Consider the following 25,298-nt stretch of genomic DNA (forward strand, 5'->3'; position numbering starts at 1 on the left):
CGCGGCTGGGCAAAAGCACTGGCGCTACCGTAGTGGGTAAGCGCCTCGGCATCTGAGCTGAGTGCGAAGTGTGGCGCATCATCTGACAGCTTAGTTGTCCATAACATAAGAAATGCCTTCTGGCTGATTTGTTCGATGGCCAGATGCTATAGATTTGGTTTTTCTAAAAACAGATTGAAAATTGGGTGCGTAGATAGTGAATTTCACTAAATCAATAGGTGGAGTCTGCTTTGTGATTTGGGTGAGTTGATTTATTTCGGGGCGACGGCTAGACATGTTCGCCGGCGTTTTTCCGGCATGCGGGCTGAAAGGCCGGGAAGGAGAGGGAAGATGACAGTCAACGTTTTGATCCTGCCGGGCCTGTTCAACTCCGGTGAAGCCCATTGGCAATCGCAATGGGAGCGTCAATTCCACGGGTTGCAGCGGGTGGAGCAGCAGGACTGGGAAACACCGGTCGCTGCCGATTGGGTGGCGCGCCTGAATCAGGCGATAGAGGCGGCTGACAGCGAGGTTGTGCTGGTCGCGCACAGCCTGGCGATTACCCTGATTACGCGCTGGGCGGCGCAGTATCCGCAGTCGAACAAGGTGAAGGGCGCCTTGCTGGTGGCGCCAAGCGATACCGAGGCGGACTCGTATCCGTCGGGCACAACCGGTTTTACTCCGATGTCGATGCAGCGCCTGCCTTTTCGCACCATCCTGGTGGCGAGCACCAATGATCCCTACGTCACCCAGCAAAGGGCGAGAGCGTTCGGCGAGGCATGGGGCAGTGAACTGGTGTGGGAGCAGGACGCCGGCCATATCAGAGGCGACGCGGGGTACGGGCCTTGGCCAAAGGGTGTGGAATACCTTTACCAATTGACCGGTGACCCGCAGTTCCAGCTTAAGTAGCGCCACTGCGAGGGGCCGCTCAAGCCCCTCGCAGCTCAGTTGCTCAATGCTCCAGGGTTTCCACGGCCTTGGCATTCTGCGTCATCGCAAACAGCCCGCCGCGCAGGTCCGTGCCGCTCGGCTGCTGGTACAGGCTCAAGCCGAACTCCGGCAACACCGCCAATAGATAATCGAAGATATCCCCCTGGATCCGCTCGTAATCCGCCCACGCCGTGGTGCGGGTGAAGCAGTAGATCTCCAGCGGCACGCCCTGGGCGGTGGTCTGCATCTGGCGCACCATGCAGGTCATGTTCGGCTGGATGTCCGGGTGACTTTGCAGGTAGGCCAGGGCGTAGGCGCGAAAGGTCCCCAGGTTGGTCATGCGGCGGCGGTTGGCCGACAGCTGCGCGCTGTGGCCCTGGGCCTCGTTCCAGGCCTTGAGTTCGGCCTGCTTGCGGCAGATGTAGCCGGTGAGCAGGTGCACCTGGGTCATGCGTTCTTCTTCGTCATCGCGCAAAAAGCGCACGCCGCTGGCGTCGATGAACAGGCTGCGCTTGATGCGCCGTCCGCCGGATTGCTGCATGCCGCGCCAGTTCTTGAACGACTCGGACATCAGGCGCCAGGTGGGAATGGAGACGATGGTCTTGTCGAAATTCTGCACCTTGACCGTGTGCAGGGTGATATCCACCACATCGCCGTCGGCGCCGACCTGGGGCATTTCGATCCAGTCGCCGACCCGCAGCATGTCGTTGCTGGTCAATTGCACGCTGGCGACGAACGACAGCAGGGTGTCCTTGTACACCAACAGGATCACCGCCGACATCGCGCCCAGGCCCGACAGCAGCAACAGCGGCGAACGGTCGATCAGGGTGGCGACGATGATGATCGCGCCAAACACGAACAGCACCATCTTCGCCAACTGCACATAGCCCTTGATCGAGCGGGTGCGCGCATGTTCAGTGCGCGCGTAGATATCCAGCAGCGCGTTGAGCAGGGCACTCATCGCCAGCACCATGAACAGAATGGTGATCGCCAGGGCCACGTTGCCGATGAACAGGATGGCAGTCTTGCTCAGGTCCGGCACCAGATACAGGCCGAACTGGATCACCAGGGACGGCGTCATCTGCGCCAGGCGCTGGAACACTTTGTTATGCCGCAGATCGTTGAGCCAGTGCAGCGCCGGTTGCCGGCCGAGCAGCTTGACCGCGTGCAGGATGAGGTAACGCGCCACGCGCCCCACCACCAGGGCCACCACCAGCAATACCAGCAGACCGAGGCTGGAATGCAGGACCGGGTGTTCATCGAGGGCGCCCCAGAGGTCTTGGACGTTGCGCCAGAGCTGTTTGGTATCCATGGGTTAACCGATTCTTCTGTAAGACAACACGGGCCGATTAGAGCATTTAAGTGCAACAAAGTTGACGCCACGGACAAAACCGCTGACAAAAAAGCAGCTGATTAGCACCGTTCGCGTAAAGAAACTCGGTTTGGACGCCCGAAACCGGTAACCTATGCCGCTGATATTTTGTATTTCTTCGAGGTAGCACCCGTGTTTTCCCAATTCGCCCTGCACGAACGCCTGCTCAAAGCCGTGGCCGAGCTTAAATTTGTCGAGCCTACGCCTGTGCAGGCAGCGGCCATTCCGCTCGCGCTCCAGGGGCGTGACCTGCGGGTGACGGCGCAAACCGGCAGCGGAAAGACCGCCGCTTTCGTCTTGCCGGTTCTCAACCGCCTGATCGGTCCGGCCAAGGTTCGCGTCAGCATCAAGACCCTGATCCTGCTGCCGACCCGCGAGCTGGCCCAGCAGACCCTGAAGGAAGTCGAGCGCTTCTCGCAGTTCACCTTCATCAAGTCCGGCATCATTACGGGTGGCGAAGACTTCAAGGTCCAGGCCGCCATGCTGCGCAAGGTCCCGGACATCCTGATCGGCACCCCGGGGCGCATGATCGAGCAACTCAACGCCGGCAACCTCGACCTCAAGGAAGTCGAAGTGCTGGTGCTCGACGAAGCCGACCGCATGCTCGACATGGGTTTTGCCGATGACGTGCAGCGCCTGGTGGCCGAGTGCGTCAATCGTCAGCAGACCATGCTGTTCTCCGCGACTACTGGCGGCTCGACCCTGCGCGACATGGTCGCCAAGGTGCTGAACAACCCCGAGCACCTGCAGGTCAACAACGTCAGCGACCTGAACGCGACCACGCGTCAGCAGATCGTCACCGCTGACCACAATGTGCATAAAGAACAGATCCTCAATTGGTTGCTGGCCAACGAGACCTACCAGAAGGCGATTGTGTTCACCAATACCCGCGCCGCGGCCGACCGCATCTACGGCCGGCTGGTGGCGCAGGAATACAAGGCGTTCGTGCTGCACGGCGAAAAGGACCAGAAGGACCGCAAGCTGGCCATCGACCGCCTCAAGGCCGGCGGCGTGAAAATCCTGGTCGCCACCGACGTTGCCGCGCGCGGTCTCGATGTCGACGGCCTGGACATGGTGATCAACTTCGACATGCCGCGCAGCGGCGACGAATACGTGCACCGCATTGGCCGTACCGGGCGTGCCGGCAATGATGGCCTGGCCATCTCGCTGATCTGTCACGGCGACTGGAACCTGATGTCGAGCATCGAGCGCTACCTCAAGCAATCGTTCGAGCGCCGCACCATCAAGGAAGTCAAAGGCGCTTACACCGGTCCGAAGAAGGTCAAGGCGTCGGGCAAGGCCGTTGGGGTGAAGAAGAAAAAAGTCGACGCCAAGGGCGACAAGAAGAAAGCCGGCGCCAAGTCGCCGACCAAGCGCAAGATCGCCAACCGGCCGAAGACCGACAACCTGTCGCTCGTCAGCAAGGACGGCATGGCCCCGCTCAAGCGCCGCAAGCCGGAAGCGCCGGCTGCCGAGTAACATCCGTCTGACCGATCGTTCCCACGCTCCGCGTGGGAACGCCTCCCGGGACGCTCCGCGTCCATGCCTGCATTCAGCTTTTGGCTTTAGCCGCTGCTTCCTTGAGTTCCTTGAGGCGCGCATCAATCAACTGACACTTGTCGGGAAATTCCGCGCTTTCGGTGTCCAGGTCCATTTTCTGCAGCTCGTCATTCATCTCTTTGGCCTTGGTCGGGTTCTGCTCAGTGAGTCGAGTCACTTCCCGCGCGAGTTGCTCGCGCTTGGCTGTGGCTTCGTCCGGCGTGCAGGCCCAGGCGGACACGCTGCTCAGCAGCGTGGCGGCGATGGCCAGGTTCATCAGGGTTTTCATCGGGGACCTCCTTGGCGATTGTGTGCGGTTGAGGGCGCGAACGTCGGGAAAGTTCAGCGAAATGACCGCCGTCGATCAGGCTGAACGGCGAGTGAGCTGGCGTGTCACACCTTCAGACGGGCTACTTTTTCGTGGGCCTGCAGGAGGAATCAGGATGACGACTTACAACTGGGATCTGATCGAACGTCTGCTGCATGAAGTACAAAACGGCGACGGTAGCTTTGCCCCGCGCAAATATGCGGAACAGGAAGCCGCCGACAAGGCCACGGCGGGCGAGTCTGTTGGCAATCTGGATGCGCTGAAAAAGGAGGCTGCGGATTACGAAGCACTGCTACTCAAGCGTGGATTTATCGAATCGCGTCCGGAGGAAGAGGGCGGCAATGGCGAGAATTTCATTTTGACCCCGCGAGGTTCAAGCCTGCTTTCCCTGATCGACAGTTCGATTCCAGGTGAACACCATCCACGCCATGTCCTGGATCAACAGGAAGATGCGCTGGACGAAGCAACTTTCGACCAAGTGGCCTCCAAAGCCGCAATTGCCGGCGGCGCCATCTGAAGCCCCGCATAAGCCTGTGGGACGTGTAGGAGCGAGCTTGCTCGCGAAAAACTCACGGGCACCGCGTTTATTCAGAAAGCACGCGTTATCGTTGACGTTTTTCGCGAGCAAGCTCGCTCCTACAGACGGCGGTAAGGCTTTTCCCCGATAGCGGTTTGTCAGTCATCAAAGATAAGTCTGACCCGCCGCTCTCGAGAGCAAGCCCTCTCCCACATTAAATCGAGGCAGCCTTGAGGCATTTGAGGGCCTTGAAGTCGTTGCGTACGCTGTCGATTTTCTGGGTCAGCTTCATGCGCTGTTGCGGGGTGCTCTGCGCCATCAAATCCACAATCAGGCTACGCGCCGCCGCTTCGGTCTGTGCATAGGCAGCACGGTACTCGGGTGTCCAAAGGCTTTCCCGGTCCACCAGCAACTGCTGTATTTTTTGTGCAAAACCCGGACTGTTGCGCTGCTGCACCGCCTCGCTGAATTGCGTCTGCCAATGGGCGCGGTTGCCGATCCACGCGCCGTTCTGATCCCCCAACGCAACAGACCAGTCCATCACCCGTTGCTGCTGGCTGGCGCTGAGTGGGCCGATCCAGGCATCCAGGCGCTTGCTCATGCGCTCGGCGCGCTCTTTGATCTGCTGGGCCAGTGGTGGCTTGAGGTATTCGTCCTGGCGCTTGCGCAGGTCCTTGGCCAAGGCGTCATTCATTTCCTTGACCTGCTGATCGTCCAGACCTTGCAGCAGTTGAACCGCAGACGGGGTAATTTCACGCGCGATCTCGGCGATAGCCTGTTTTGCTTCGACAGTGCGGGCCTGCAAGGCGGCGTCGGTGACCTGGTTGCTGTCGACCATCTGTTGCAGGCGGTCCAGCCAGCCCAGGTAACCCGGCAATTGCGTGGTGCAGTGCCAAGCCAGGTGTCCCTTGAGTGTGTCGTTGAACCAGCTCTTCTGCCCGGCGTTCATGTCCAGGTAGTCGTTGAGGGTCCAGGGAATGATCACGTCAAGATTGCGGTAGGCCAGGCCCACGCGATTACAGCCGGCGAGCGCCAGGCTCAGGGTCAGCAATAACACCAGGAATTTGAGCCGACGCAACATGGGCGGGTCCTTGCACGGATGGGATTAATGCATGTGAACCTGCGCAGGGTGCGACAGTTCAGCCCATCAATAAAACGACCGGACAGCCTTCAAGGTCAACAGGCCGTCACATTGCGAATTGTGTCCGGAGTACGCCGAGCAGTCACCGCCACTGAGGCTGGAGTCGCTGTAGATCAGGTCCAGGTCCACCCCTTTCCAGGCTCGGGACAGTTGCACCGACCAGTCGCTGAAGCTGCTGATAGCGCCGTTCTCCACTGACACCGGTGTGCCCAGTTGATGGGTGGTGTACTTCATGCTGACGCCGATGCCGAAAGGCTGGGTGCCGCCGAGGTCGGCAAACAGCGTGCTGTCCTGGCGGTCGGGGTCGTTGCTGAAGGATACGCCGAAACGGTTGCCCAGCAGGTTCAGCCCACCATAAAACGCCTGGCTGTCGAGGGGGCTGACCTTGGGGTAGCTGTAGTGGATCAAACCCACTTCGTAGCCCAGAGTCTGGTCGAAAGGGTGTTTGAAGCCCATGTAGGAATCGACTTCAAGGGTACTGGGCGAGGACAACCCCATGTTCGGTGAAAACTGGCCGACGTACAGGCCGCTGTCGTGAGTCAGGTCCAGCCCGCCATGGAACGCATCGCTGCCGGGGGAGGTCGGTTTGACCAGGCCCTGGGCCATGGTACGGCTGGGAGTGGTACCCAATTTGAGGTCGAAGTCGCCCAATTCGCGCTGGAAAATATGCGCTTCGGCGAGTGGACAAGCGGCAAGCGCGCTGATCAGGAAAATGCAGGATTTGAGCATGCTTCACTCCATGAAAAGCGAGGAGCAGTGATGAAGAAAACTGGGCAGATGCCCGTGCCAGACGTGTGCAAGGATACCGGCGAATGCTCGGCAATGAGGCCCGTTCGTCGATTGACGTGAGAATCCAGGTGCTGCGGGGTGTGTTTCGGGCTCTAGTCCTAGCGCCTTGAGGGCAAGACGCTTAGGGACCAGGTGCGTTGCGAGGTATTACTTCTTGCCCAGGCTGATCTGCTTGGACGGGCCGAAAGTCTGGCCGCTCACGCCCTTGGCAATTTGCTGGATTTCGCCGCCGGACTTGAGGAACGCAGCAATCTGGTTGTTGATCGATTCGCTGGTTTCAACGGCGGGAGCTGGCTTTGCTTTGCTGTTGGATGCTTTTACACGCATGGCGGCCACTAACCTGTAGAAAATTAACTTGGCCAGGCATCGTACAGGAAATACTTGACAATTGCTTGGCCAATATCCCCGAAGAATTAAATGCAGCGTCTGCAAAACACTGAACTTGATCAACGAATTAATCCCCTAACTGACTGTTTTAACTCGAAAGCTCGAGATGAACGGGCGCTGGCGATGAGCAAAAATTCGCAGGATTGATCAGACGAGCGGGGCAGTGCCATTGGAGCGCCACGCCAGCCTTCGGTTTTTTCAGGCGCGCGCGCGTGTCCGGCTCAACTCGGGTAGAATGCCGCCCACGCAATGAGGGTATCTGGAAATGGCTTTAGTCGGGCGCTACAACAGCTTGCAAGTGGTTAAACACACTAACTTTGGTTTGTACCTCGATGGGGCGCAAGACGGTGAAATCCTCTTGCCTAATCGGTATATCCCCAAAGATATTCCCAGTGAGGATGAAGACTGGCTTAACGTTTTCATTTATCTGGACAGTGATGACAAACTTATTGCCACCACTGAAAAACCCAAAGTTCAAGTGGGCGAATTTGCCAGTTTGAAAGTGGTGGAAGTCAACAGTATCGGTGTTTTCCTCGATTGGGGGCTGCCCAAGGATCTGTTGCTGCCCTATTCGGAAGAAAAACGCCAGTTGAGCGCCGGAGAATATTGCGTGGTGCATGTCTACCTCGACAAGCACACCAAACGCATCACCGCCACCGCGCGCCTTGACCGCTACCTGGACAAGACGCCGGCCAATTACCAGGTGGGCCAGGAAGTCGACCTGTTGGTGGCCGAAGCCACGGACATGGGCTTCAAGGCGATCATCAACAACAAACATTGGGGACTGATCCACAAGAACGAAGTGTTCAAGTTCCTGCGCCCAGGCAAGGAAGAGAAAGGCTTTATCAAAGAGATTCGCGCCGATGGCAATATCAGCCTGAGCCTGCAGCCGGTTGGCCAGGAAGCGGCTTCCAGCCTCAACTCGAAGATCCTCGCCAAATTGCGTGACAACAACGGCACCTTGCCGGTCAGTGATAAAAGCGATCCCGCCGTCATCAGCAACTTGTTCGGCGTGAGCAAAGGCAACTTCAAAAAGGCCATTGGCGCGCTCTACAAGCAAGGGCAGATTGTGATTCATGCCGATCGCATTGAACTAAGCTGAGTGCGGCTGGCTCTGCTGTAGGAGCACGCTTGCTCCTGCAGTGGAACGGTCAGATGTCGAAGAAAACCTTGTTTGCCTATCTCGGTACCTTATTCACCTTTCTGGTGCTCGACGGGCTCTGGCTCGGCGTCCTCATGGGGCCTACCTATAAAAGCCTGCTCGGCGCGCTGATGCTCGATCAGCCCCGCCTGTTGCCCGCCGTCGTGTTTTATCTGCTGTATGTCCTCGGTTGCGTGATCTTCGTGGTCTTGCCCAGCGCAAGCTGGCAACGCGCTGCGCGGTTGGGCGCCTTGCTTGGGTTGGTGGCTTATGGCACCTACGACCTGAGCAATTGGGCCACACTGCAAGGCTGGTCCGCCGGCCTGGCGATGATGGACATGGCGTGGGGTACTGTTCTCACGGCGGTCTGTTGCACAGTCGGCTTCCTGTGTGCACAACGGGTGCGCCAGTGATTGTGTACAGGATTGTCTTGCACCGTTGCTGCGCATAGCTTCTATTTCTAAACCTTCTTAGATCCTTTGGAACGTCGTTCCAGAGGGATTGTGTGCCATTGGCACGCATTCTGCTGAATACCTCGTATACAACCCGTATCGTCCACCGTATGCATATCGCTACGACGGCGCACGGCGAGCTTTCGAGGAGCCCAGCAATGACAGAACAATTGCCCAAAGGCTACAGTCCGCGGCTGTATAACCATGACCTGGGCCCATTGCCGCAGAAGTGGACCTGGTACAACATCTTCGCCTTCTGGATGAGTGATGTGCACAGCGTCGGCGGCTACGTGTTCGCCGCCAGCCTGTTCGCCCTGGGGCTGGCCAGCTGGCAGGTGTTGATTGCCCTGCTCGCGGGCATTGGCATTGTGCAACTGATTGCCAACCTGGTGGCCAAGCCAAGTCAGCAAGCGGCGGTGCCTTATCCAGTGATTTGCCGCCTGGCATTTGGTGTGTTTGGCGCGAATATTCCTGCGGTGATCCGTGGCCTGATCGCGGTTGCCTGGTACGGCATTCAGACGTACCTGGCCTCGAGTGCCTTGATCATCGTGGTGCTGCGCTTTTTCCCGTCGATGGCTGTATATGCAGAGCCGCATTTTGCCGGTTTGTCTTACTTGGGCTGGTTCGGTTTTCTCACCCTGTGGGTCTTGCAGGCCGCCGTATTCTGGGCCGGCATGGAGTCCATCCGCCGCTTTATCGACTGGGCCGGCCCGGTGGTGTATGCGGTGATGTTTGCCCTGGCCGGCTGGATTGTGTGGAAAGCGGGCTGGGCGAATATCAGCTTTACCCTGGCGGAAAAATCGCTGTCAGGCTGGCAGGCGTTCGGCCAGGTGATCGTGGCGACGGCGCTGGTGGTGTCGTACTTCTCCGGGCCGACCCTGAACTTCGGCGATTTCAGCCGCTATTGCCGCAGCATGCAGGACGTGCGCCGTGGCAACTTCTGGGGGCTGCCGGTGAACTTCCTGGCGTTCTCCCTGGTAACCGTGGTGATCGTTTCGGGCACCCTGCCGGTGTTTGGCGAAATGCTGCATGACCCCATCGCCACCGTGTCGCGTATCGACAACAGCATGGCCGTGTTGCTGGGCGCCTTCGCTTTCGTCACCGCGACCATCGGCATCAATATCGTCGCCAACTTTGTCTCGCCGGCATTTGACTTCGCCAACATTGCGCCGAGCAAAATCAGCTGGCGTGCGGGTGGAATGATCGCGGCCGTGGCATCGATCTTTATCACGCCGTGGAACCTGTTCAATAATCCGCTGATGATTCATTACACCCTGGATATCCTCGCCGCATTTATCGGGCCGCTGTTCGGCATCCTGCTAGTGGATTTTTACCTGGTCAAAAAGCAGCAGATCGACGTGGATGCGCTGTTCGATGACAGCCCGAGCGGGCGCTATTACTTCGACGGCGGGGTCAACTGGACGGCGGTCAAGGCTCTGGTGCCGGCTACGCTGGTGGGTGTCGCGATCACCTTCACCCCGGCGTTGCAGGGCATGGCGAATTTTGCCTGGTTTACCGGCTGCTTCCTGGGAGGGCTGTTTTTCCTGGTACTGGCACGCCGTGAGCAGGTGCGCTTGCCGAGCCCTGTGGTCGCTGGCTGAGCAATACACCGCCCGCCACCAACAGGCCGCAACCGGCGATCACCAGCGCCGGTTGCAGGCCGCCGCTCAAGTGGCTGCTTACCGAGGCCAGCAGCGGCCCGCTCAATTGACCAATGGCAAAGCTGGCCGTCAACAACCCGGTGCTGCGCTGGTAGCCGTGGGGCGCGATCTCGCGCAAACGCGCCATGACCAATTGCATGCATGCCAGAAACGGTGCACCGCACAGCAACACTCCCAGCGCCAGGCCCCAGCCATTGCCCAACAGACAAGTGAATACACCGGCCGCTTGCAGCCACAGCGTGGTCATCAGCCAGCGCCGGGTGGTGTTCGGATCCTTGCGGCGCAGGCTGGCAATCGCCACGCCCGTCGCTGCGGCGAGGCCAAAGCACGGCCAGAACAAGTCGGCCTGCCAGGCGCCCTTGAACTGCGCACTGGCCATCTGCGACAGGAAAGTCGCGGGAATGATGTAGCCCAGGCCGTACAGGAAATAGATCCAGCCCAAGTGCGCGATGCTGCCGTTATTGCCAGCGCTGGAGGCGGGCGCAGCCAGCGTGGTCGGCTTTGGCAGGAAGGGCAGGATGGCCAGCAGCATCACCAGTGCCACCGCGCCATACACCAACCACAGCGTCGCGGAGCTTTGCCCCAACAGGTTGGAGCCCAGCGCCAGCAGTCCGGTGAGCACAATGCCCAGGCCAGGCCCTGCGAACACCAGTGCTCCCAGACGTGGCCTGCCGGCGGCAATCGCCAACGGCTGGCTCAGGCTGGTAATCATCACCAGGGCCCAGGCGCTGGCGACACCGGTGCCGAAACGCAGCAGCAGGTGCGGCCAGAAACCGTGGGCCCAACAGGACGCCAGGGTCAGCAGCATGCAGAGCCATAATCCGCCGTACAAGCGCCCCTTAATATGATGGTGACTGCGGGCGAATATCGAGTCCACCGCACCGACAAAGTAACCCAAGTAGTTGGCGGCCGCGATCAACCCGGCGCCGGTCAGGTCGATCTGGCCTTCGCTGAGCAAATGCGGCATCTGCGGGGTAAGGGCAAAGCGGCCAATGCCCATGGCCATCATCAAGGCGACAAAGCTGGCGGTTAAGCGAATCAACGGTGACATGTTCAAGTGTCCTGCGAAAAAGCGAAGACCGTCAGGCTAAAGCGGATTGACTTTCTGTAAAAATGAATAATAGTGAGCAACTTGTTCAGTTTTGGAGAAAGGGTATGGAGTTCAGTCAACTGCGCATCTTCCAGGCGGTGGCGGAGGAGGGCTCCATTACCCGCGCCGCCGAGCGCCTGCACCGTGTGCCGTCCAACCTGTCGACCCGCCTCAAGCAAATGGAAGAACAGCTTGGCGTCGAGCTGTTTGTGCGTGAGCGCCAGCGTTTGCAGCTTTCTCCTGCGGGTAAAGTGCTGCTGGACTACAGCACACGCTTATTGGCGCTACACGACGAAGCTCACGGCGCCGTGCAGGGCGGGCAACCGGCCGGGGATTTTGTGCTCGGCAGCATGTACAGCACGGCGGCGATTCACTTGCCCAAACTGTTGGCGCGTTATCACAAGGCCTATCCGATGGTGAACCTGCAGGTGCAATCGGCGCCGAGCGGCGAACTGCTGGAAGGCTTGATCACCGGTCGGCTGGATGCGGCGCTGGTGGATGGTCCGTTGACGATTGCCACGCTCGATGGCGTGCCGCTGTGCGAAGAGCGTCTGGTGATCATTTGCGAGGCCGACCATCCGCCGGTGCGTGGCCCCCAGGACGTGGCCGGCCGCTCGGTGTTCACCTTCCGCCGCAGTTGCGCCTATCGCACCCGCCTGGAGACCTGGTTTTCCCACGAACGCGTGGCCATGGGCCGCGCCATCGAGATCGAGTCCTACCAAGGCATGCTCGCCTGTGTGGTCGCCGGCTCCGGTGTGGCGTTGATGTCCGAATCCATGCTCGACAGCCTGCCGGGCAGGGACAGTGTGTCCGTTCATCCGCTGACTGGGCCTTTTGCCACTGCCACCACCTGGTTGATGTGGCGAAAGGGTATGCTCGGCGCTAACCTCAATGCATGGATCGAGCTGCAGCAGGCGGGCCAGGCAGAGAGCGTGCAAGACGGGCGCAAGATCGCTTGAACGATCCGACAGGATTCTGATCCATTCAGTAATAGTTCGTTGTGGTTTGGCGCAAGCAATACATAGGACTTAGGGCTACTATCAGTGTAGGAAAGGGCGACAAAACAGACGCCTACCCGCATCACCCTCAAAGGGGGCACATCATGAAAGAGAAAATTCAAACCTGGCTCCATGACCTTGGCGTTGCGCTGGGCTTGATCGAGCCTCCGCTGCAGCCGGTACCGATTCGTACCGATGACGAGCAACGCCGCCCCCGTCGGCGTTGAGCTCAAGCCAACCCGGTATTCGTGTGGGAGCGGGCTTGTTCGCGAATGCGGTGAGTCAGTCGATAAATAGTTGACTGGTTTACTGCATTCGCCAGCAGGCCCGCTCCCACATTTTGTTTGTGTCCGGCAAGACGAGCGGATAGGGCGCCTGACTTAATAATAAAACGGGAGGGCCGAGCGCCAGTCCGTCGTTGTGCATAAACGCCCGCGCGGTCACGAACACCAGAGTCATCGCAATTCACTTAAAAAAGCCCAGCTCAACCAAGCCTGAAAAAACATGTCCAGACCCCAGTGTTCCCGTTGCCTCAGGCCCCTCAGCCACTGCTTGTGCCCGCTGATTCCCCAGCTTGACAGCCGAACCCGCGTGTTGCTCTTGCAGCATCCGAGCGAGGTCAACCACGCGCTCAATACCGCGCGGCTGGCGGCGTTGGGATTGAACAATGCGCAGTTGGTGGTGGGGGAGGTGTTTGATGACCTGGCGACCCTGTTGAACCCGCCCGGTTATCAGGCGCGCCTGCTGTTTCCGGCCGACGATGCCCAATCTCTTCACGCCTACGCACAACACGATCAGCCGCTGCTGCTGGTGGTGCCCGACGGCACCTGGCGCAAGGCGCGCAAGTTGCTGCACCTCAACCCATTGCTGGCGGCGTTGCCTCGGGTGACGCTGGCCAACGGCGGCATCTCCCGGTATCGCTTGCGCAAGGCGCCGGGGCCTGGCGCCTTGTCGACGGTCGAAGCGATCGTGCAAGCGTTGCAGGTATTGGAAGCGCCAGCATCGTTCGAGACGCTGCTCAAACCCTTTGAAGTGTTGATCGAGGGGCAGATTGCGGCGATGGGGGAAGAGGTTTTTCAGAGAAATCATGGCGGTGGGGATTAGGGCCAGGCGGATGATCGAGGCGCGGCCATCGGGGGCAAGCCCCCTCCCACATTCGACCGCGTTCCAGCATGGGATTGCGGTCCAGGGTGGGAGGGGGCTTGCCCCTGATGGCGCCCTCACTGGCACCACATCCCTTCCTTATTCCTATAAGCCATAAGCACCACACTTTGCGTGATATGGCCTGCCGACCTTTCCCGGTATGATGTGCGCCCCGCAGTCTGGATTGCGAATACGCCATGACCTTGCAGTACCCAACAATCGCCGATTGCGTCGGCAACACGCCCCTGGTCCGCTTGCAACGCATGGCGGGTGAAACCAGCAATACCCTGTTGCTCAAGCTTGAAGGCAACAACCCCGCCGGTTCCGTCAAGGACCGCCCGGCGCTGTCGATGATCAGCCGCGCCGAGTTGCGTGGGCAGATCAAGCCGGGAGACACGCTGATCGAAGCCACTTCGGGTAATACCGGGATCGCCCTGGCTATGGCCGCCGCGATCAAGGGTTACAAGATGGTGCTGATCATGCCCGACAACGGCAGCGCCGAGCGCAAGGCGGCAATGACCGCCTATGGCGCCGAACTTGTCCTGGTCACCCAGGAAGAAGGCATGGAAGGCGCCCGCGACCTCGCCGAACGCATGGCCGCCGAAGGCCGTGGCGTAGTGCTGGACCAGTTTGCCAACGGTGATAACCCCGAAGCGCACTACACCAGCACCGGCCCGGAAATCTGGCGCCAGACCCAGGGCACCATCACCCATTTCGTCAGCTCCATGGGCACCACCGGCACGATCATGGGCAATTCGCGCTACCTCAAGGAGCAAAACCCGGCGATTCAGATCGTCGGCCTGCAGCCGATGGAAGGCGCGGCCATCCCCGGTATCCGCCGCTGGCCCGAAGAGTATCTGCCGAAGATCTACAACGCCACGCGCGTGGACCGCATCATCGACATGGCCCAGCGTGAAGCCGAAGACACCACCCGGCGCCTTGCCCGTGAAGAGGGCATCTTCTGCGGTGTGTCGTCCGGTGGCGCCGTGGCCGGTATGTTGCGCTTGTCCAAAGAGGTGGAAAACGCGGTGATCGTCGCGATCATCTGTGACCGAGGCGACCGCTACCTGTCGACCGGCATTTTCGACGAACCCAACTGATGGCCAAGCACGAGAGAGGCCTGCGCTTCCAACCGACGGGCGGCAGCCGGGCCCCACAGATTCCTGTGGGCAAGAAGCAACGCCTGACCATCGAGCGCCTGGCCAATGACGGGCGCGGCATCGTGTTCTTCGAAGGGCGTACCTGGTTCGTCAACGGTGCGCTGGCCGGCGAAGAGGTGGAAGCGCGGGTGCTGGGCGCCCACGGCAAGGTGGTCGAGGCGCGCGCCGAGCGTGTGTTCAAGGCCAGCGAACTGCGTCGTGCTGCACCCTGTGCGCATTTTGGCCGCTGTGGCGGTTGCAGCGTGCAGCACCTGCCCCATGCCGAACAACTTGCGCTGAAACAGCGCATGCTCGCCGAGCAATTGTCCCGTGTGGCCGGTGTCGAACCGCACGCGTGGGCGCCGCCGTTGAGCGGTCCGGAATTCGCCTACCGCCGCCGTGCCCGCGTGGCCGTGCGCTGGGATGCCAAGGCCAAACACCTGGAGGTCGGTTTTCGTGCCGTGGCCAGCCAGGACATCGTCGCCATCGATGATTGCCCGGTACTGGTACAGACCTTGCAGCCGATCATGCAGCGTCTGCCGAGCATGCTGCGCCGCTTGAGCAAACCCCAGGCGTTGGGGCATGTGGAATTGTTCAGTGGTACGTCCATCGCGGTGTTGCTGCGGCATATGGCACCGCTGTCCGACGCGGACATGCAGGTGTTGCAAGAATTCTGCAGCTTCCATGATGCCCAGTTGTGGCTGCAGGGTGAGGGCCAGCCGGAGCCGGTCGAGCCGGGTAACACGCTCGGTTTCCGCCTGGAGGCATGGGATCTGGAGCTGGCGTACCGGCCGGGCGATTTTGTGCAAGTCAACGCCGGAGTCAACGAGGCGATGGTGGCCCAGGCCCTGGAATGGTTGGCGCCGCAACCCGATGAGCGGGTGCTGGATCTGTTTTGCGGGCTGGGCAATTTTGCCCTGCCACTGGCCGGGCAGGTACGTGAGGTCGTGGCGGTGGAAGGCGTGCAGACCATGGTAGAGCGCGCGGCACAGAATGCCCTGAGCAACAATTTGCATAATGCACGGTTTTTTCAGGCCGATTTGTCCCAGCCCCTGACTGACGCGGAGTGGGCCAAACAAGGCTTTTCTGCGGTACTCTTGGACCCACCTCGCGACGGTGCCCAGGAAGTTGTGCGCAGACTTGCCACTCTGGGGGCCAGGCGCCTGGTGTATGTGTCCTGCAATCCGGCCACGCTGGCGCGGGACACGGTTGAGTTGGTCAAGCAAGGCTACCGGCTAAAGCGTGCCGGGATCCTCGACATGTTTCCGCAGACCGCGCATGTCGAGGCCATGGCGTTATTTGAAGCGGGCTAGGATGCCCGTTTAATCCGACTGGCCTGCAGTCTCCAGGGCCGTGAACTGCCAGGGAATCTGCAGCAAGGTCGGCGATGATTTTTGGCGCATCCAAGGTGCGTCGTAGGGAAGGTAAGCAAGATGGTACAGGTGAGAGCACACCAGCCGATCAACACCGACGGCAGTATCAATCTCGAGGCATGGCTGGATCATGCCGTCAGTGTCGACCCGGCACTGGACCGTGAAGCCTTGAAAGCAGCGTGCGAGTTCGCGCGTGAGTCTGAACAGCAGGACAATGCGGCCAAGAACCTGTGGGCGGAGGGCACTTCAAGCTTTCGTACCGGGTTGGAAATCGCCGAGATCCTGGCCGATCTCAAGCTGGACCAGGATTCGCTGATCGCCGCCGTGCTCTATCGCGGCGTGCGCGAAGGGCATATTCCGTTGCCGACCGTCAGCCAGCGTTTCGGCGCGGTGGTGGCCAAGCTGATCGACGGCGTGCTGCGCATGGCGGCCATCAGTGCCAGCCTCAGCCCGCGCCAGTCCATGGTGCTGGGTACCCAGGGCCAGGTGGAAAACCTGCGCAAGATGCTGGTGGCGATGGTCGACGACGTACGCGTCGCGCTGATCAAGCTGGCCGAACGTACCTGCGCGATCCGTGCAGTGAAGACCGCCGACGACGAAAAGCGCAACCGCGTCGCCCGCGAAGTCTTCGACATCTATGCACCGCTGGCGCACCGCCTGGGTATCGGTCATATCAAATGGGAGCTGGAGGACCTGTCCTTCCGCTATCTCGAGCCCGATCAATACAAACAGATCGCCACGCTGCTGCATGAGCGGCGGCTCGACCGCGAGCGCTTTATCAGCGACGTGATGGGCCAGTTGCGCTCCGAGTTGCAGGCCACCGGCGTCGATGCCGACATCAGCGGTCGCGCCAAGCACATCTATTCGATCTGGCGCAAAATGCAGCGCAAGGGCCTGGCATTCAGCCAGATCTACGACGTGCGGGCCGTGCGTGTACTGGTGCCGGAAATGCGCGATTGCTACACCGCGCTGGGGATCGTCCATACGCTGTGGCGCCACATCCCCAAGGAATTCGACGACTACATCGCCAACCCCAAGGAAAACGGCTACCGCTCGCTGCACACGGCGGTAATCGGTCCTGAGGGCAAAGTGCTGGAAGTGCAGATCCGCACCCATGCGATGCATGAGGAGGCGGAGCTGGGCGTCTGCGCGCATTGGCGCTACAAGGGCACCGACGTCAAAGCGGGGTCGAACCAGTACGAAGAGAAGATCTCCTGGTTGCGCCAGGTGCTGGAGTGGCACGAAGAACTCGGCGACATCGGCGGCCTGGCCGAACAGCTGCGCGTGGATATCGAACCGGACCGGGTCTACATCTTCACTCCCGACGGTCACGCCATCGACCTGCCCAAGGGCGCCACGCCGCTGGACTTCGCTTACCGCGTGCACACTGAAATCGGCCACAACTGCCGGGGCGCCAAGATCAACGGGCGCATCGTGCCGCTCAACTACAGCCTGCAAACCGGTGAGCAGGTCGAGATCATCACCAGCAAGCACGGTACGCCGAGCCGCGACTGGCTGAACCCGAACCTGGGCTACATCACCACCTCGCGGGCGCGGGCGAAGATCGTCCACTGGTTCAAGCTGCAGGCCCGCGACCAGAACGTCGCGGCCGGCAAGACCCTGCTCGAACGCGAACTGGCGCGCCTGGGCCTGCCCCAGGTGGACTTCGACAAGCTGGCCGAAAAGGCCAACATGAAGATCGCCGAAGACATGTTCGCCGCCCTCGGTGCCGGTGACCTGCGCTTGGCGCAGCTGGTCAACCTGGCCCAGCAACTGGTCGAACCGGAGCGCGGCAACGAACAGCTGGAACTGATCCCGCGCAAGGCCACCGGCTACAAACCCGGCAAGCGCGGCGATATCCAGATCCAGGGCGTAGGCAACTTGATGACGCAAATGGCCGGCTGCTGCCAGCCGTTGCCGGGCGACGCGATTGTCGGCTACATCACCCAGGGCCGTGGCGTGAGCATTCACCGCCAGGACTGCGCCTCGGTGCTGCAACTGGGCGGGCGCGAGCCGGAGCGGATCATCCAGGTCAGTTGGGGGCCGGTGCCGGTGCTCACCTACCCGGTGGACATCATCATCCGCGCCTACGACCGTTCCGGTTTGCTGCGTGACGTGTCGCAAGTGCTGCTTAACGAGCGGATCAACGTACTTGCGGTCAACACCCGCTCGAATAAAGAGGACAACACCGCGCTGATGTCCCTGACCATCGAGATTCCGGGGCTGGACGCGTTGGGGCGGCTGCTGGGGCGGATTTCCCAGTTGCCGAACATCATTGAGACACGGCGTAATCGCACCCCTGGGTGAACGCAGTTAAATAATGTGGGAGGGGGCTTGCCCCCGATAGCGGTGGGTCAGTCAATACAGGTGTCGGCTGATCCTTCCCCATCGGGGGCAAGCCCCCTCCCACATTGGATCGGCGGTGTTCATACCTGATTGGAAAGAGATCGATGTATTCACTAGATGACCTGCTGCACCTGATGAACCGCCTGCGCGACCCGCAATTTGGCTGCCCGTGGGACATCAAGCAAACCTACGCCAGCATCGTGCCGCATACCCTCGAAGAAGCCTACGAGGTGGCCGATGCCATCGAGCGTGGCGACTTCGATCACCTGCAAGGTGAGCTGGGCGACCTGTTGTTCCAGGTGGTGTATTACAGCCAGTTGGCGCGCGAAGAAGGGCGCTTCGAATTTGCCGGAGTGATCGACAGCATCACCCGCAAGCTGATCCGGCGCCATCCCCATGTGTTTCCTACCGGCGATCTTTACGCACCGCTGGATATCCCGCAGTTGAGCGAAGAGCAGGTCAAGCAGCGCTGGGAGCAGATCAAGGCGGAGGAGCGTGCGGAAAAATCCGACGCACCCGAGCAACTGTCCCTGCTCGATGATGTACCCACCGCCTTGCCGTCACTGTCCCGTGCCGCCAAATTGCAAAAGCGCGCCAGCCAGGTGGGTTTCGACTGGCCGTCGGCGTTGCCGGTGGTGGATAACGTGCGCGAAGAGCTTGATGAAGTGCTCGAAGCCATGGCCGATAACGATCCGTCAGCGATTGCCGATGAGGTCGGCGACCTGTTGTTCGCGGCGGTCAACCTGGCCCGTCACCTCAAGGTTGACCCTGAAACCGCATTGCGTGGCGCCAATGCCAAATTCGAGCGACGTTTCCGATTTATCGAACAGGCATTGCGCGACACGCACCAACCCATAGAAGATTGCACCCTCGAAACGTTGGACGCCCTGTGGGGCGAAGCCAAACGCCAGGAAAAGAATGTATCCAGCTGCGGTTGAGCAGTTGCCCAAGTGAGTAAGCACCATGAGCCTTTCCCTTCGCGACCAGTTGCTCAAAGCAGGTCTGGTCAACCAAAAGCAGGCCAAACAGGTCGGCAAAGAGAAGCAGAAACAGCAGCGCCTGGTCCACAAGGGCCAGGCTGAGGTCGATGACACCCAGGCGCGCCTGGCGGCCGAGGCGCACGCCGAAAAGGTCAAGCGCGACCAGGAGCTGAACCGCCAGCAGCAGGAAAAAGCCGAGGCCAAGGCCCGCACGGCCCAGGTCAAGCAGTTGATCGAAACCTCGCGCCTGCCAAAGTTGACCACCGAGGACTACTACAACTTCGTGGATGACAAGAAGGTCAAGCGCCTGTCGGTCAACACGCTGATGCGCAATAAACTGAGCAATGGCTCCCTGGCCATCGTGCACCACGGTGGCGGCTACGAAGTGATCCCGCGCGAAGCCGCGCTGAAGATCCAGGAGCGCGCGCCGGAACGTATCGTGCAGCTTAACCTTCTGACCGAAAGCCAGGTGCCGGATGAGGATGATCCATACGCCGCGTACCAGATCCCGGATGATCTGATGTGGTAAGGCCGTAGAAACAACAAACCCCGCCAACAGGCGGGGTTTGTGTTTTACCGTGCAGCGCCTGCCGGTTACCAATCCACCGCGTAGCTCAGGCTGAAGGTGCGACCTTCGGCATTCGGGTACGGTGCGCGGGCATTGGCCTGGGCGAACATGTTCTGGTAGTTGCGGTTGGTGAGGTTATACACCGCACCCTCGAGGCGACCGACCGGCAGCCTGACCGAGCCCAGCAGGTCAACCAGGGTGTAGCCCTGGATATCGCGACCATTGTTGTCCTTGAAGGCAGCGTCGTAATTGGCCAGGCGCATGCCCTGCAGGCGCAGGCTGTAGTCGTCACGCTGATAGCCGACGAAGGCGGTGGTCTTGGCCGGGGAAATGCGCGTGGCGGGCAGGTCGATCCATTTGCCGTTCTGCTGGGTTTCGCCTTTGGAATACGCGTACGTGCCGCCTACCGACCACTGGTCGGTGACGTTGTACGTCAGGCTGGTTTCGATACCGCGCACGCGCTCTTTCTGGTTGATCAGGCGCAGCACGCGGTCATTGGCGTCATAGAACTGGGTCACATCCGAGGTGTTTTCATACGCCGTAACATTGGCCAGCCACTTGTCCCAGTTGCCACGCCAGCCCAGCTCATAGCTGTCGACCTTCAGCGCCTGGGCATTGAGGTCCTGGATGTTGTAGGTGCTGTTGACGTCACGCAGGAAACGCTGGATATCCGGCAGGGAGAAACCCTGGCTGAAGTTGGCGAACACGTCCTGGTTTTCACTCAGGTGGTACACCGCGCCGAGGTTGTAGAGGGTGTCGTCATACTTGAGGGTGCCGCCCGGCAGCGTTGCGCGGTTGCCGGTCTGAACGATTTCGCCGTAGGCGATGCTGTCGTCGACTTCACTCTGGATCCATTCGCGGCGCACGCCACCGCGCAAGGTCCAGTCGCCGATGTCATAGGACAGCTGGCCGAAGATGGCCTTGGTGGTGGTCTGGATATCCGGGCCCAGCTCGAAGGTGGTACCGGTCTTGGTGTAGGTCAGGCCGTTGACCCGGTATTGGTCGCCGCGTTGACGCGAGGTTTCGTGATCGTAGTCGGCGCCCCACACCAGGTTGCCGGTCGCGGCGCCGATGTCCGGCATCTGCGTGTCGATGGCGGCGCGCAGGCCATACACGTCTTGCACGCTGTTGTTGTCCGAGACGCCGGCTCGGCCCCGGGACAGGTCAGGGAAGAACAGCGCATCCGCGCGGCGCCAGTAGCTTTCGACCTGCAGGCCCTGGCCGTAGAAGTCCTTGTCGGCGTAATTGAGGTTGACCGCCTGGTTGTGGGTGGACGGCTGGTCATCCAGGTCCAGACCCTTCACCGCGACGGCCTCGCTGGTGATGCGGGGGTTCTTGGTGTAGCGGGTGTCCTGTTCGTCTTTGTAGTCCTGCAGCGACAGGCTGATCTTCTTGTCGTCATCGAGCGCGTAGCCGAAGCGACCTTGCAGATCGTAGGTGTCGGTGTCCATGTTGCTGCCCTGGGACGTGTCCTGGGGAATGCGCTTGCCGTTGCCGTCGAACTGGTCGTTGCGTTGCACGGTGTTGCCCGACACATACCAGTCCAGGGGGCCCTCGCGGCCTGTTGCGCTCTGGAAGGCCTGGTAGGAAAAGCCCTTGCGGCTGAGGTTGTCACCGGACGTCATGCCGATCTTGCTGCTGAAGGCCAGGTCTTCACCGGTGTTGCGCTTGGTGATGATGTTGATGATGCCGCCCGATGCGCCGGCGCCGTAGACACTGCTGGCGCCGGAAATCACTTCGATGCGCTCGATGCTCTCCGGTGCCACGCTGTTGAGCTGGCGGAAGTTGTCGCGCGTGGCGTTCTGGGACACCCCGTCGATCAGGATCAGCGTATTGCGTCCGCGCAGCGTCTGGCCAAAGTTGCTCATGCCGCCGCTGGAAGGGGCGATGCCAGGCACCAGTTGCCCGAGGATATCGGCAACCCGGCGTCCCGCCGACGTCTGCTGGCGGATCTGTTCTTCATCGATAACCTGCACCGAGCCCGGTATCGCCGCAATGCTGGTTTCACTGCGCGTGGCCGAAACCACCGTGGCCTGTAATTGCAGGTTGGTTGCCGCTGGCGTGTCTTCAGTCTGGTCGGCCCAGACGGGGGCGCTGATTGACCCGAGCAGGGGCAGCAGAATCGCCCATTGTGTTGTATTCATGACCTTGCCTTTGAGTTATTAGAAGTATTGACAGAAAAATCGGACATTTGGGGTGTTCGGGTGAACGAACGAATCGCGCGGATGCCCACGGCAGCCAGGGCGTATGTCAGTGCCACCAGCCAGAAGCTGTGCGCCAGGCCCACCATTGTCATGCCGATGCCACCCAGCAGCGCGCCGCACAACGCGCCGGCCTTGGCGGCGCTGTTACCCATGCCCAAGGCAAATCCCTGCTGGCTGGGAGCAACGGTGTTGGCGATCAAGGTGTAGGCGACCGGCAGCAATGCGCCCTGCCATACGCCCCACAGCAGGCGGCTGGCGAGGAATCCCAGCCATTCGCCGGCCAGCGCCGTGAAAGCCAGGGTCAGGGCGCAGAACCAGGTGATCCATTCGATGATGTGCAGCGTGCGCGCAGGTGAGTGCCGGTCAAACAAACGGCCCCACAACGGCGCGGACAGCGCCAGGGTCAGTGCGCTGGCGGCATAGCTGGCGCCGATCAGCCAGGCGGGCGCGTGTAAAACATCGGCTACATACAACGCGTAGAACGGTTGCGGCATCATCTTGGCGGCCTGGATCAATACAATGATTCCCAGCATCGCGCCAAGCCAACCTTTGGGAAGGGCAGCAGGCTTGGACGTGAGCGCAGGTCTGGATCGTGGTGAATCGCTGGGCAGGAACACGCTGATTATTGCGCATATCAGGCAGACTGCGGTGGCGCTGTAGCACAGCAAAGCGAAACCGGATATATCCATCAGCCAGCCACCCAGCACCGGCCCGGCCAGGGAGCCCACGGCGGTGGCTGATTGCAGCCGCGCCAGAATATGTCCGCGACCGCCCTCACCGCAGCACGCGAGTGCATAGGCCTGGGCTGCCGCGATGAATCCGGCCAACGCGCCTTGCGCCACACGGATAAGCACCAGCAACCAGGGGTCGTAGGTGATGGCAGCCAAGGCCTGGCACACCGCCAGTGCCAGCAACGCACGAATGATCATCGGCTTGTGGCCGGTGCGGTCGCCCAGGCGTCCCCACATGGGCGTGAGGATCATCGCCGCCATCATTGGCCCGGCGTACACCAGCGAAGACAGCAGGCCGGTGTAATGGGCGTTTGCAGTGCCAAGCAACTTCTGGATCTGCAAGGGCCAGAAAGGCCCGCTCATTTCCATGGCGCCCATCGACACCAGCTGAATCACCACCAGCAAGCGCAGCGCAGTGCTGTTAGCCGACATTGGCGGCAGTGCTCAACGGGTTGGGCAGGCGCCCGACGATATCGGCATGGCTTTCCATCAGCCGCATGCGCATAAACGACTTGGCCGGCCAGTCCTGTTCCAGCAGCGCGGCGCGTTCGGTCAGCCAGCGTTGGGGGTCGACCTGGCTGCGTACGTCATCGAAGCACTGGCTGACCTGCGCTGACAATTCTTCCCACAACAGTGCCTGGTCAATATCGAAGTGGCGCGCGCAGAGCAATACCAACTCGCCCAGATGGCACATGAACACCGTGTGCAGCAACTTGTCACGCACGAAACCCGCGTCATCGTACAAGGTCATCTTCGGATCGTGCAGTTCGATATCCAGACCGTGGGCATGCAAGGTCTTGCGGTCGATGCGGATATCGCCGAAATCGCGTAACAGCAGGCGGCTGACGTGCCCGTCTGCGCCCATGACCATAAAGGAATTCTGCTGATGGGCCTCGAAGGCAACGCCATAGCGCAGGTACATGCCCAGCAGGGCCGGCACGGCGATGGACGCATAGTCCTTGAAAAATGCGCGTATGGCCTGTGCGTCGTCAGTGCCTTTGCTCAGACGCACCCACTGGCGGAGCAACGGCTGTCCATGCTGGTCGGTGGCGAACAGGCTGCCTACGGGGATGGCCATCTCGCCCGTTTCGAGCAGGCTTTGCGGGTTGTCGCGGTAGAGCACGGCCAGGTGGCGGGAGTGTTCGTCATTCACCGGTTGTGGCTTGAAATGCACACCGAGGCGCTCGGGCACGATGCTGAGCAGGCGCTGGATGTCGGGCTCGCGCGCCAGAATGGTCTGCAGCAGATGGCTGATCCGCGGGCCCATGCGCGCGGAGCGGGGTGACACCGTGCGCTGCACGCTGGTCAGGCGCAACGACACCGGGAGCTTGACCATTGGCGCATCGCTGCGGCCTTCAGGCAAGACGGTCCTGAACGACATGGTCGGGTGGGCGGTGAAGGCCACGATGTCGGTCAGCACCAGCAGCCGGTCGGCGATTTCGTTGGCGAACAGGTGCGGTAACTCCTGGCGAGCTTGCCAGGGGTGGGCAGGCAGCGGCAGATAATCGCTGACCTCAAGGCCCTGGGCGGTCAGTTGCGCCGTCAACTGGAGGGCGGCCTGCGGGAATTGGTGTTGCCACCACTGCCAGTAGTCCGCAGTCCCGGCCAGGCTTTCGACGTGGGCGTACTGGCGGTGCAGGGCGCACAGCAATACCGGGAAGCGCGCTTCGAACTCCGGCGAGAAATCGATCACCTGTTCTGTGCCCAGACCCAGCTTTGTCTTGTAGTTCGGGTGCCAGGGATGGCCGAGCGTTCCCCACTGTTCAAGCACTGACGTCGGGTTGCCGACGCCTGGATCATTTTTCAGATAGCCGAGCAGATTGCCTTGATGCGCAGGGTCCATTGCGGCCTGCAAGTGGAGCGTCCATTGCTCGTGAAAGGCAAGGCACAGGGTATCGTTGATGAAGCTGTCGTCGATCTCTGTGTTGAGACGGTCCAGGACCTCTGGGGTGGCAGGCGATTCGAGGCGGGTGTTCAGCAAGCTCAGCAACTGCGACGGGAACTGGATCTTCTGTTCGGGCTGCCCAGCGCGCAGCACGCTGACCTGGCCGCGCAGATCCCAACTGGCCATGCGGCCGGGGCGCAGATGCTCGAAGCGCACGCGGGTCTGGTCGGGCAGCACCAGCCAGCAGTGGCCGTGTTCGTCATGGCTGAGTGCGCCTGGATCAAGCAGGCCTTCACGAAACAGTGCCTGGACCAGGCGCTGGAAACTACGTTCGCAGGCGGGCGCCAGGGTGGCGACCAGCGTATCGATCGTGATGTGCCTGGCCTGGAATTGACGGGTGGCGAGTGCTTCACCCCAACGGCCAAGCAGGGATTTTTCCGGTGTGGTGACATGTCCGTGCATCAAGTCAAACTCCGTTTCCGTGGGGTCGAGTAAAAGCGCAGCGATACTATCGAGAATCATTACCAAATGTCTATTTGTTGTTACGCTTTTTGCGGAAACGATTATTCAGGACAGCGAATGGCATTTTTTAAAAACAAAAACCC

At 60.6% G+C, this 25,298-nt stretch carries 23 protein-coding genes; 14 read left to right on the forward strand and 9 right to left on the reverse strand.

The window, feature by feature from the left end:
* The first annotated feature begins 330 nt into the window (after window positions 1–330).
* Window positions 331–888 carry an RBBP9/YdeN family alpha/beta hydrolase gene (locus TU82_RS00910; RefSeq protein ID WP_057721269.1) on the forward strand — a complete coding sequence of 186 codons (558 nt, stop codon included), beginning with the start codon at window positions 331–333 and terminating at the stop codon, window positions 886–888.
* Window positions 889–931: 43 nt separating this feature from the next.
* Here the strand turns inward: TU82_RS00910 and TU82_RS00915 are convergent, their stop codons facing one another.
* The gene (locus tag TU82_RS00915; RefSeq protein ID WP_057721270.1) at window positions 932–2,221 is read right to left on the reverse strand and encodes a mechanosensitive ion channel family protein; all 1,290 of its coding nucleotides are present in this window, start codon (window positions 2,219–2,221) and stop codon (window positions 932–934) included.
* Between the two features lie 192 nt (window positions 2,222–2,413).
* Here TU82_RS00915 and TU82_RS00920 point away from each other — a divergent pair, with 192 nt between their 5' ends.
* Window positions 2,414–3,760, forward strand: a complete 1,347-nt coding sequence (locus TU82_RS00920; RefSeq protein WP_057721271.1) for a DEAD/DEAH box helicase — start codon at window positions 2,414–2,416, stop codon at window positions 3,758–3,760.
* A gap of 73 nt (window positions 3,761–3,833) precedes the next feature.
* Here TU82_RS00920 and TU82_RS00925 read toward each other — a convergent pair whose 3' ends face one another.
* Window positions 3,834–4,109, reverse strand: a complete 276-nt coding sequence (locus tag TU82_RS00925) for a hypothetical protein (RefSeq protein WP_057721272.1) — start codon at window positions 4,107–4,109, stop codon at window positions 3,834–3,836.
* 154 nt (window positions 4,110–4,263) lie between these two features.
* On the opposite strand from TU82_RS00925, the gene TU82_RS00930 reads away from it, so the two are divergent.
* Window positions 4,264–4,665, forward strand: a complete 402-nt coding sequence (locus TU82_RS00930) for a hypothetical protein (RefSeq protein WP_057721273.1) — start codon at window positions 4,264–4,266, stop codon at window positions 4,663–4,665.
* A gap of 214 nt (window positions 4,666–4,879) precedes the next feature.
* On the opposite strand, the gene TU82_RS00935 is transcribed toward TU82_RS00930, so the two are convergent.
* The 3 genes from TU82_RS00935 to TU82_RS00945 form a co-directional block, all read right to left on the reverse strand.
* Window positions 4,880–5,746 carry a DUF6279 family lipoprotein gene (locus TU82_RS00935; protein ID WP_057721274.1) on the reverse strand — a complete coding sequence of 289 codons (867 nt, stop codon included), beginning with the start codon at window positions 5,744–5,746 and terminating at the stop codon, window positions 4,880–4,882.
* A gap of 66 nt (window positions 5,747–5,812) precedes the next feature.
* Window positions 5,813–6,535, reverse strand: coding sequence for a TorF family putative porin (locus TU82_RS00940; RefSeq protein WP_057721275.1), 723 nt, complete (start codon window positions 6,533–6,535; stop codon window positions 5,813–5,815).
* Window positions 6,536–6,742: 207 nt separating this feature from the next.
* Window positions 6,743–6,922 carry a hypothetical protein gene (locus tag TU82_RS00945; RefSeq protein ID WP_017527541.1) on the reverse strand — a complete coding sequence of 60 codons (180 nt, stop codon included), beginning with the start codon at window positions 6,920–6,922 and terminating at the stop codon, window positions 6,743–6,745.
* A 325-nt stretch (window positions 6,923–7,247) separates the two neighbouring features.
* Here TU82_RS00945 and TU82_RS00950 point away from each other — a divergent pair, with 325 nt between their 5' ends.
* From TU82_RS00950 to TU82_RS00960, 3 genes are all read left to right on the forward strand, one after another.
* The gene (locus TU82_RS00950) at window positions 7,248–8,084 is read left to right on the forward strand and encodes a CvfB family protein (RefSeq protein WP_057721276.1); all 837 of its coding nucleotides are present in this window, start codon (window positions 7,248–7,250) and stop codon (window positions 8,082–8,084) included.
* A gap of 53 nt (window positions 8,085–8,137) precedes the next feature.
* Window positions 8,138–8,536: a DUF2177 family protein gene (locus TU82_RS00955; RefSeq protein ID WP_057721889.1), complete on the forward strand. Its 399-nt coding sequence runs from the start codon at window positions 8,138–8,140 to the stop codon at window positions 8,534–8,536.
* Between the two features lie 197 nt (window positions 8,537–8,733).
* On the forward strand, window positions 8,734–10,176 hold the full coding sequence (locus TU82_RS00960; protein ID WP_057721277.1) for an NCS1 family nucleobase:cation symporter-1: 1,443 nt from the start codon (window positions 8,734–8,736) through the stop codon (window positions 10,174–10,176).
* Here the strand turns inward: TU82_RS00960 and TU82_RS00965 are convergent.
* Complete coding sequence (locus TU82_RS00965; protein WP_057721278.1) at window positions 10,088–11,287, reverse strand: MFS transporter; 1,200 nt, start codon at window positions 11,285–11,287, stop codon at window positions 10,088–10,090. The genes TU82_RS00960 and TU82_RS00965 overlap by 89 nt on opposite strands.
* A 104-nt stretch (window positions 11,288–11,391) precedes the next feature.
* On the opposite strand from TU82_RS00965, the gene ptrR reads away from it, so the two are divergent.
* The 8 genes from ptrR to TU82_RS01000 all read left to right on the forward strand — a co-directional run bounded on the left by ptrR (window position 11,392) and on the right by TU82_RS01000 (window position 19,834).
* A complete protein-coding gene (gene ptrR / locus TU82_RS00970) occupies window positions 11,392–12,285 on the forward strand; it encodes a putrescine utilization regulator PtrR (RefSeq protein ID WP_057721279.1) in 894 nt (297 codons plus the stop codon).
* Between the two features lie 143 nt (window positions 12,286–12,428).
* Window positions 12,429–12,551 (forward strand): PA1414 family protein, encoded by a 123-nt coding sequence (locus TU82_RS29325; RefSeq protein WP_017737772.1) that lies wholly within the window; start codon window positions 12,429–12,431, stop codon window positions 12,549–12,551.
* A gap of 277 nt (window positions 12,552–12,828) precedes the next feature.
* Window positions 12,829–13,428 (forward strand): tRNA-uridine aminocarboxypropyltransferase, encoded by a 600-nt coding sequence (locus TU82_RS00975; RefSeq protein ID WP_057721280.1) that lies wholly within the window; start codon window positions 12,829–12,831, stop codon window positions 13,426–13,428.
* Window positions 13,429–13,664: 236 nt separating this feature from the next.
* Window positions 13,665–14,567, forward strand: coding sequence for a cysteine synthase CysM (cysM, locus tag TU82_RS00980; RefSeq protein WP_057721281.1), 903 nt, complete (start codon window positions 13,665–13,667; stop codon window positions 14,565–14,567).
* The gene (rlmD, locus tag TU82_RS00985; RefSeq protein ID WP_057721282.1) at window positions 14,567–15,919 is read left to right on the forward strand and encodes a 23S rRNA (uracil(1939)-C(5))-methyltransferase RlmD; all 1,353 of its coding nucleotides are present in this window, start codon (window positions 14,567–14,569) and stop codon (window positions 15,917–15,919) included. The genes cysM and rlmD overlap by 1 nt, the downstream gene beginning before the upstream one ends.
* Window positions 15,920–16,039: 120 nt before the next feature.
* The gene (gene relA, locus TU82_RS00990; protein ID WP_057721283.1) at window positions 16,040–18,286 is read left to right on the forward strand and encodes a GTP diphosphokinase; all 2,247 of its coding nucleotides are present in this window, start codon (window positions 16,040–16,042) and stop codon (window positions 18,284–18,286) included.
* 143 nt (window positions 18,287–18,429) lie between these two features.
* A complete protein-coding gene (mazG, locus tag TU82_RS00995) occupies window positions 18,430–19,263 on the forward strand; it encodes a nucleoside triphosphate pyrophosphohydrolase (protein WP_057721284.1) in 834 nt (277 codons plus the stop codon).
* 25 nt (window positions 19,264–19,288) lie between these two features.
* On the forward strand, window positions 19,289–19,834 hold the full coding sequence (locus TU82_RS01000; protein ID WP_057011833.1) for a DUF2058 domain-containing protein: 546 nt from the start codon (window positions 19,289–19,291) through the stop codon (window positions 19,832–19,834).
* 65 nt (window positions 19,835–19,899) lie between these two features.
* Here the strand turns inward: TU82_RS01000 and TU82_RS01005 are convergent, their stop codons facing one another.
* The 3 genes from TU82_RS01005 to TU82_RS01015 are packed head-to-tail and all read right to left on the reverse strand — an operon-like array spanning window position 19,900 to window position 25,155.
* Window positions 19,900–22,017 carry a TonB-dependent receptor gene (locus TU82_RS01005; RefSeq protein ID WP_057721285.1) on the reverse strand — a complete coding sequence of 706 codons (2,118 nt, stop codon included), beginning with the start codon at window positions 22,015–22,017 and terminating at the stop codon, window positions 19,900–19,902.
* The gene (locus TU82_RS01010; protein WP_057721286.1) at window positions 22,014–23,240 is read right to left on the reverse strand and encodes an MFS transporter; all 1,227 of its coding nucleotides are present in this window, start codon (window positions 23,238–23,240) and stop codon (window positions 22,014–22,016) included. The genes TU82_RS01005 and TU82_RS01010 overlap by 4 nt, the downstream gene beginning before the upstream one ends.
* Entirely contained in the window at window positions 23,230–25,155 is a 1,926-nt protein-coding gene (locus TU82_RS01015; RefSeq protein WP_057721287.1) for an IucA/IucC family protein, read from the reverse strand. Before TU82_RS01015 ends, TU82_RS01010 begins: the two co-directional genes overlap by 11 nt.
* Window positions 25,156–25,298 lie beyond the last annotated feature (143 nt).

It is taken from the genome of Pseudomonas orientalis, assembly GCF_001439815.1.
In the GTDB taxonomy this organism is placed as follows: Bacteria; Pseudomonadota; Gammaproteobacteria; order Pseudomonadales; family Pseudomonadaceae; genus Aquipseudomonas; species Aquipseudomonas orientalis.

Coding starts and splice junctions, on each gene's coding strand:
- TU82_RS00910 (WP_057721269.1), top strand. CDS start 331: ATGACAGTCAACGTTTTGATCCTGCCGGGCCTGTTCAACTCCGGTGAA.
- TU82_RS00915 (WP_057721270.1), bottom strand. CDS start 2,221: ATGGATACCAAACAGCTCTGGCGCAACGTCCAAGACCTCTGGGGCGCC.
- TU82_RS00925 (WP_057721272.1), bottom strand. CDS start 4,109: ATGAAAACCCTGATGAACCTGGCCATCGCCGCCACGCTGCTGAGCAGC.
- TU82_RS00930 (WP_057721273.1), top strand. CDS start 4,264: ATGACGACTTACAACTGGGATCTGATCGAACGTCTGCTGCATGAAGTA.
- TU82_RS00935 (WP_057721274.1), bottom strand. CDS start 5,746: ATGTTGCGTCGGCTCAAATTCCTGGTGTTATTGCTGACCCTGAGCCTG.
- TU82_RS00940 (WP_057721275.1), bottom strand. CDS start 6,535: ATGCTCAAATCCTGCATTTTCCTGATCAGCGCGCTTGCCGCTTGTCCA.
- TU82_RS00945 (WP_017527541.1), bottom strand. CDS start 6,922: ATGCGTGTAAAAGCATCCAACAGCAAAGCAAAGCCAGCTCCCGCCGTT.
- TU82_RS00950 (WP_057721276.1), top strand. CDS start 7,248: ATGGCTTTAGTCGGGCGCTACAACAGCTTGCAAGTGGTTAAACACACT.
- TU82_RS00955 (WP_057721889.1), top strand. CDS start 8,138: ATGTCGAAGAAAACCTTGTTTGCCTATCTCGGTACCTTATTCACCTTT.
- TU82_RS00960 (WP_057721277.1), top strand. CDS start 8,734: ATGACAGAACAATTGCCCAAAGGCTACAGTCCGCGGCTGTATAACCAT.
- TU82_RS00965 (WP_057721278.1), bottom strand. CDS start 11,287: ATGTCACCGTTGATTCGCTTAACCGCCAGCTTTGTCGCCTTGATGATG.
- ptrR (WP_057721279.1), top strand. CDS start 11,392: ATGGAGTTCAGTCAACTGCGCATCTTCCAGGCGGTGGCGGAGGAGGGC.
- TU82_RS29325 (WP_017737772.1), top strand. CDS start 12,429: ATGAAAGAGAAAATTCAAACCTGGCTCCATGACCTTGGCGTTGCGCTG.
- TU82_RS00975 (WP_057721280.1), top strand. CDS start 12,829: ATGTCCAGACCCCAGTGTTCCCGTTGCCTCAGGCCCCTCAGCCACTGC.
- cysM (WP_057721281.1), top strand. CDS start 13,665: ATGACCTTGCAGTACCCAACAATCGCCGATTGCGTCGGCAACACGCCC.
- rlmD (WP_057721282.1), top strand. CDS start 14,567: ATGGCCAAGCACGAGAGAGGCCTGCGCTTCCAACCGACGGGCGGCAGC.
- relA (WP_057721283.1), top strand. CDS start 16,040: ATGGTACAGGTGAGAGCACACCAGCCGATCAACACCGACGGCAGTATC.
- mazG (WP_057721284.1), top strand. CDS start 18,430: ATGTATTCACTAGATGACCTGCTGCACCTGATGAACCGCCTGCGCGAC.
- TU82_RS01000 (WP_057011833.1), top strand. CDS start 19,289: ATGAGCCTTTCCCTTCGCGACCAGTTGCTCAAAGCAGGTCTGGTCAAC.
- TU82_RS01005 (WP_057721285.1), bottom strand. CDS start 22,017: ATGAATACAACACAATGGGCGATTCTGCTGCCCCTGCTCGGGTCAATC.
- TU82_RS01010 (WP_057721286.1), bottom strand. CDS start 23,240: ATGTCGGCTAACAGCACTGCGCTGCGCTTGCTGGTGGTGATTCAGCTG.
- TU82_RS01015 (WP_057721287.1), bottom strand. CDS start 25,155: ATGCACGGACATGTCACCACACCGGAAAAATCCCTGCTTGGCCGTTGG.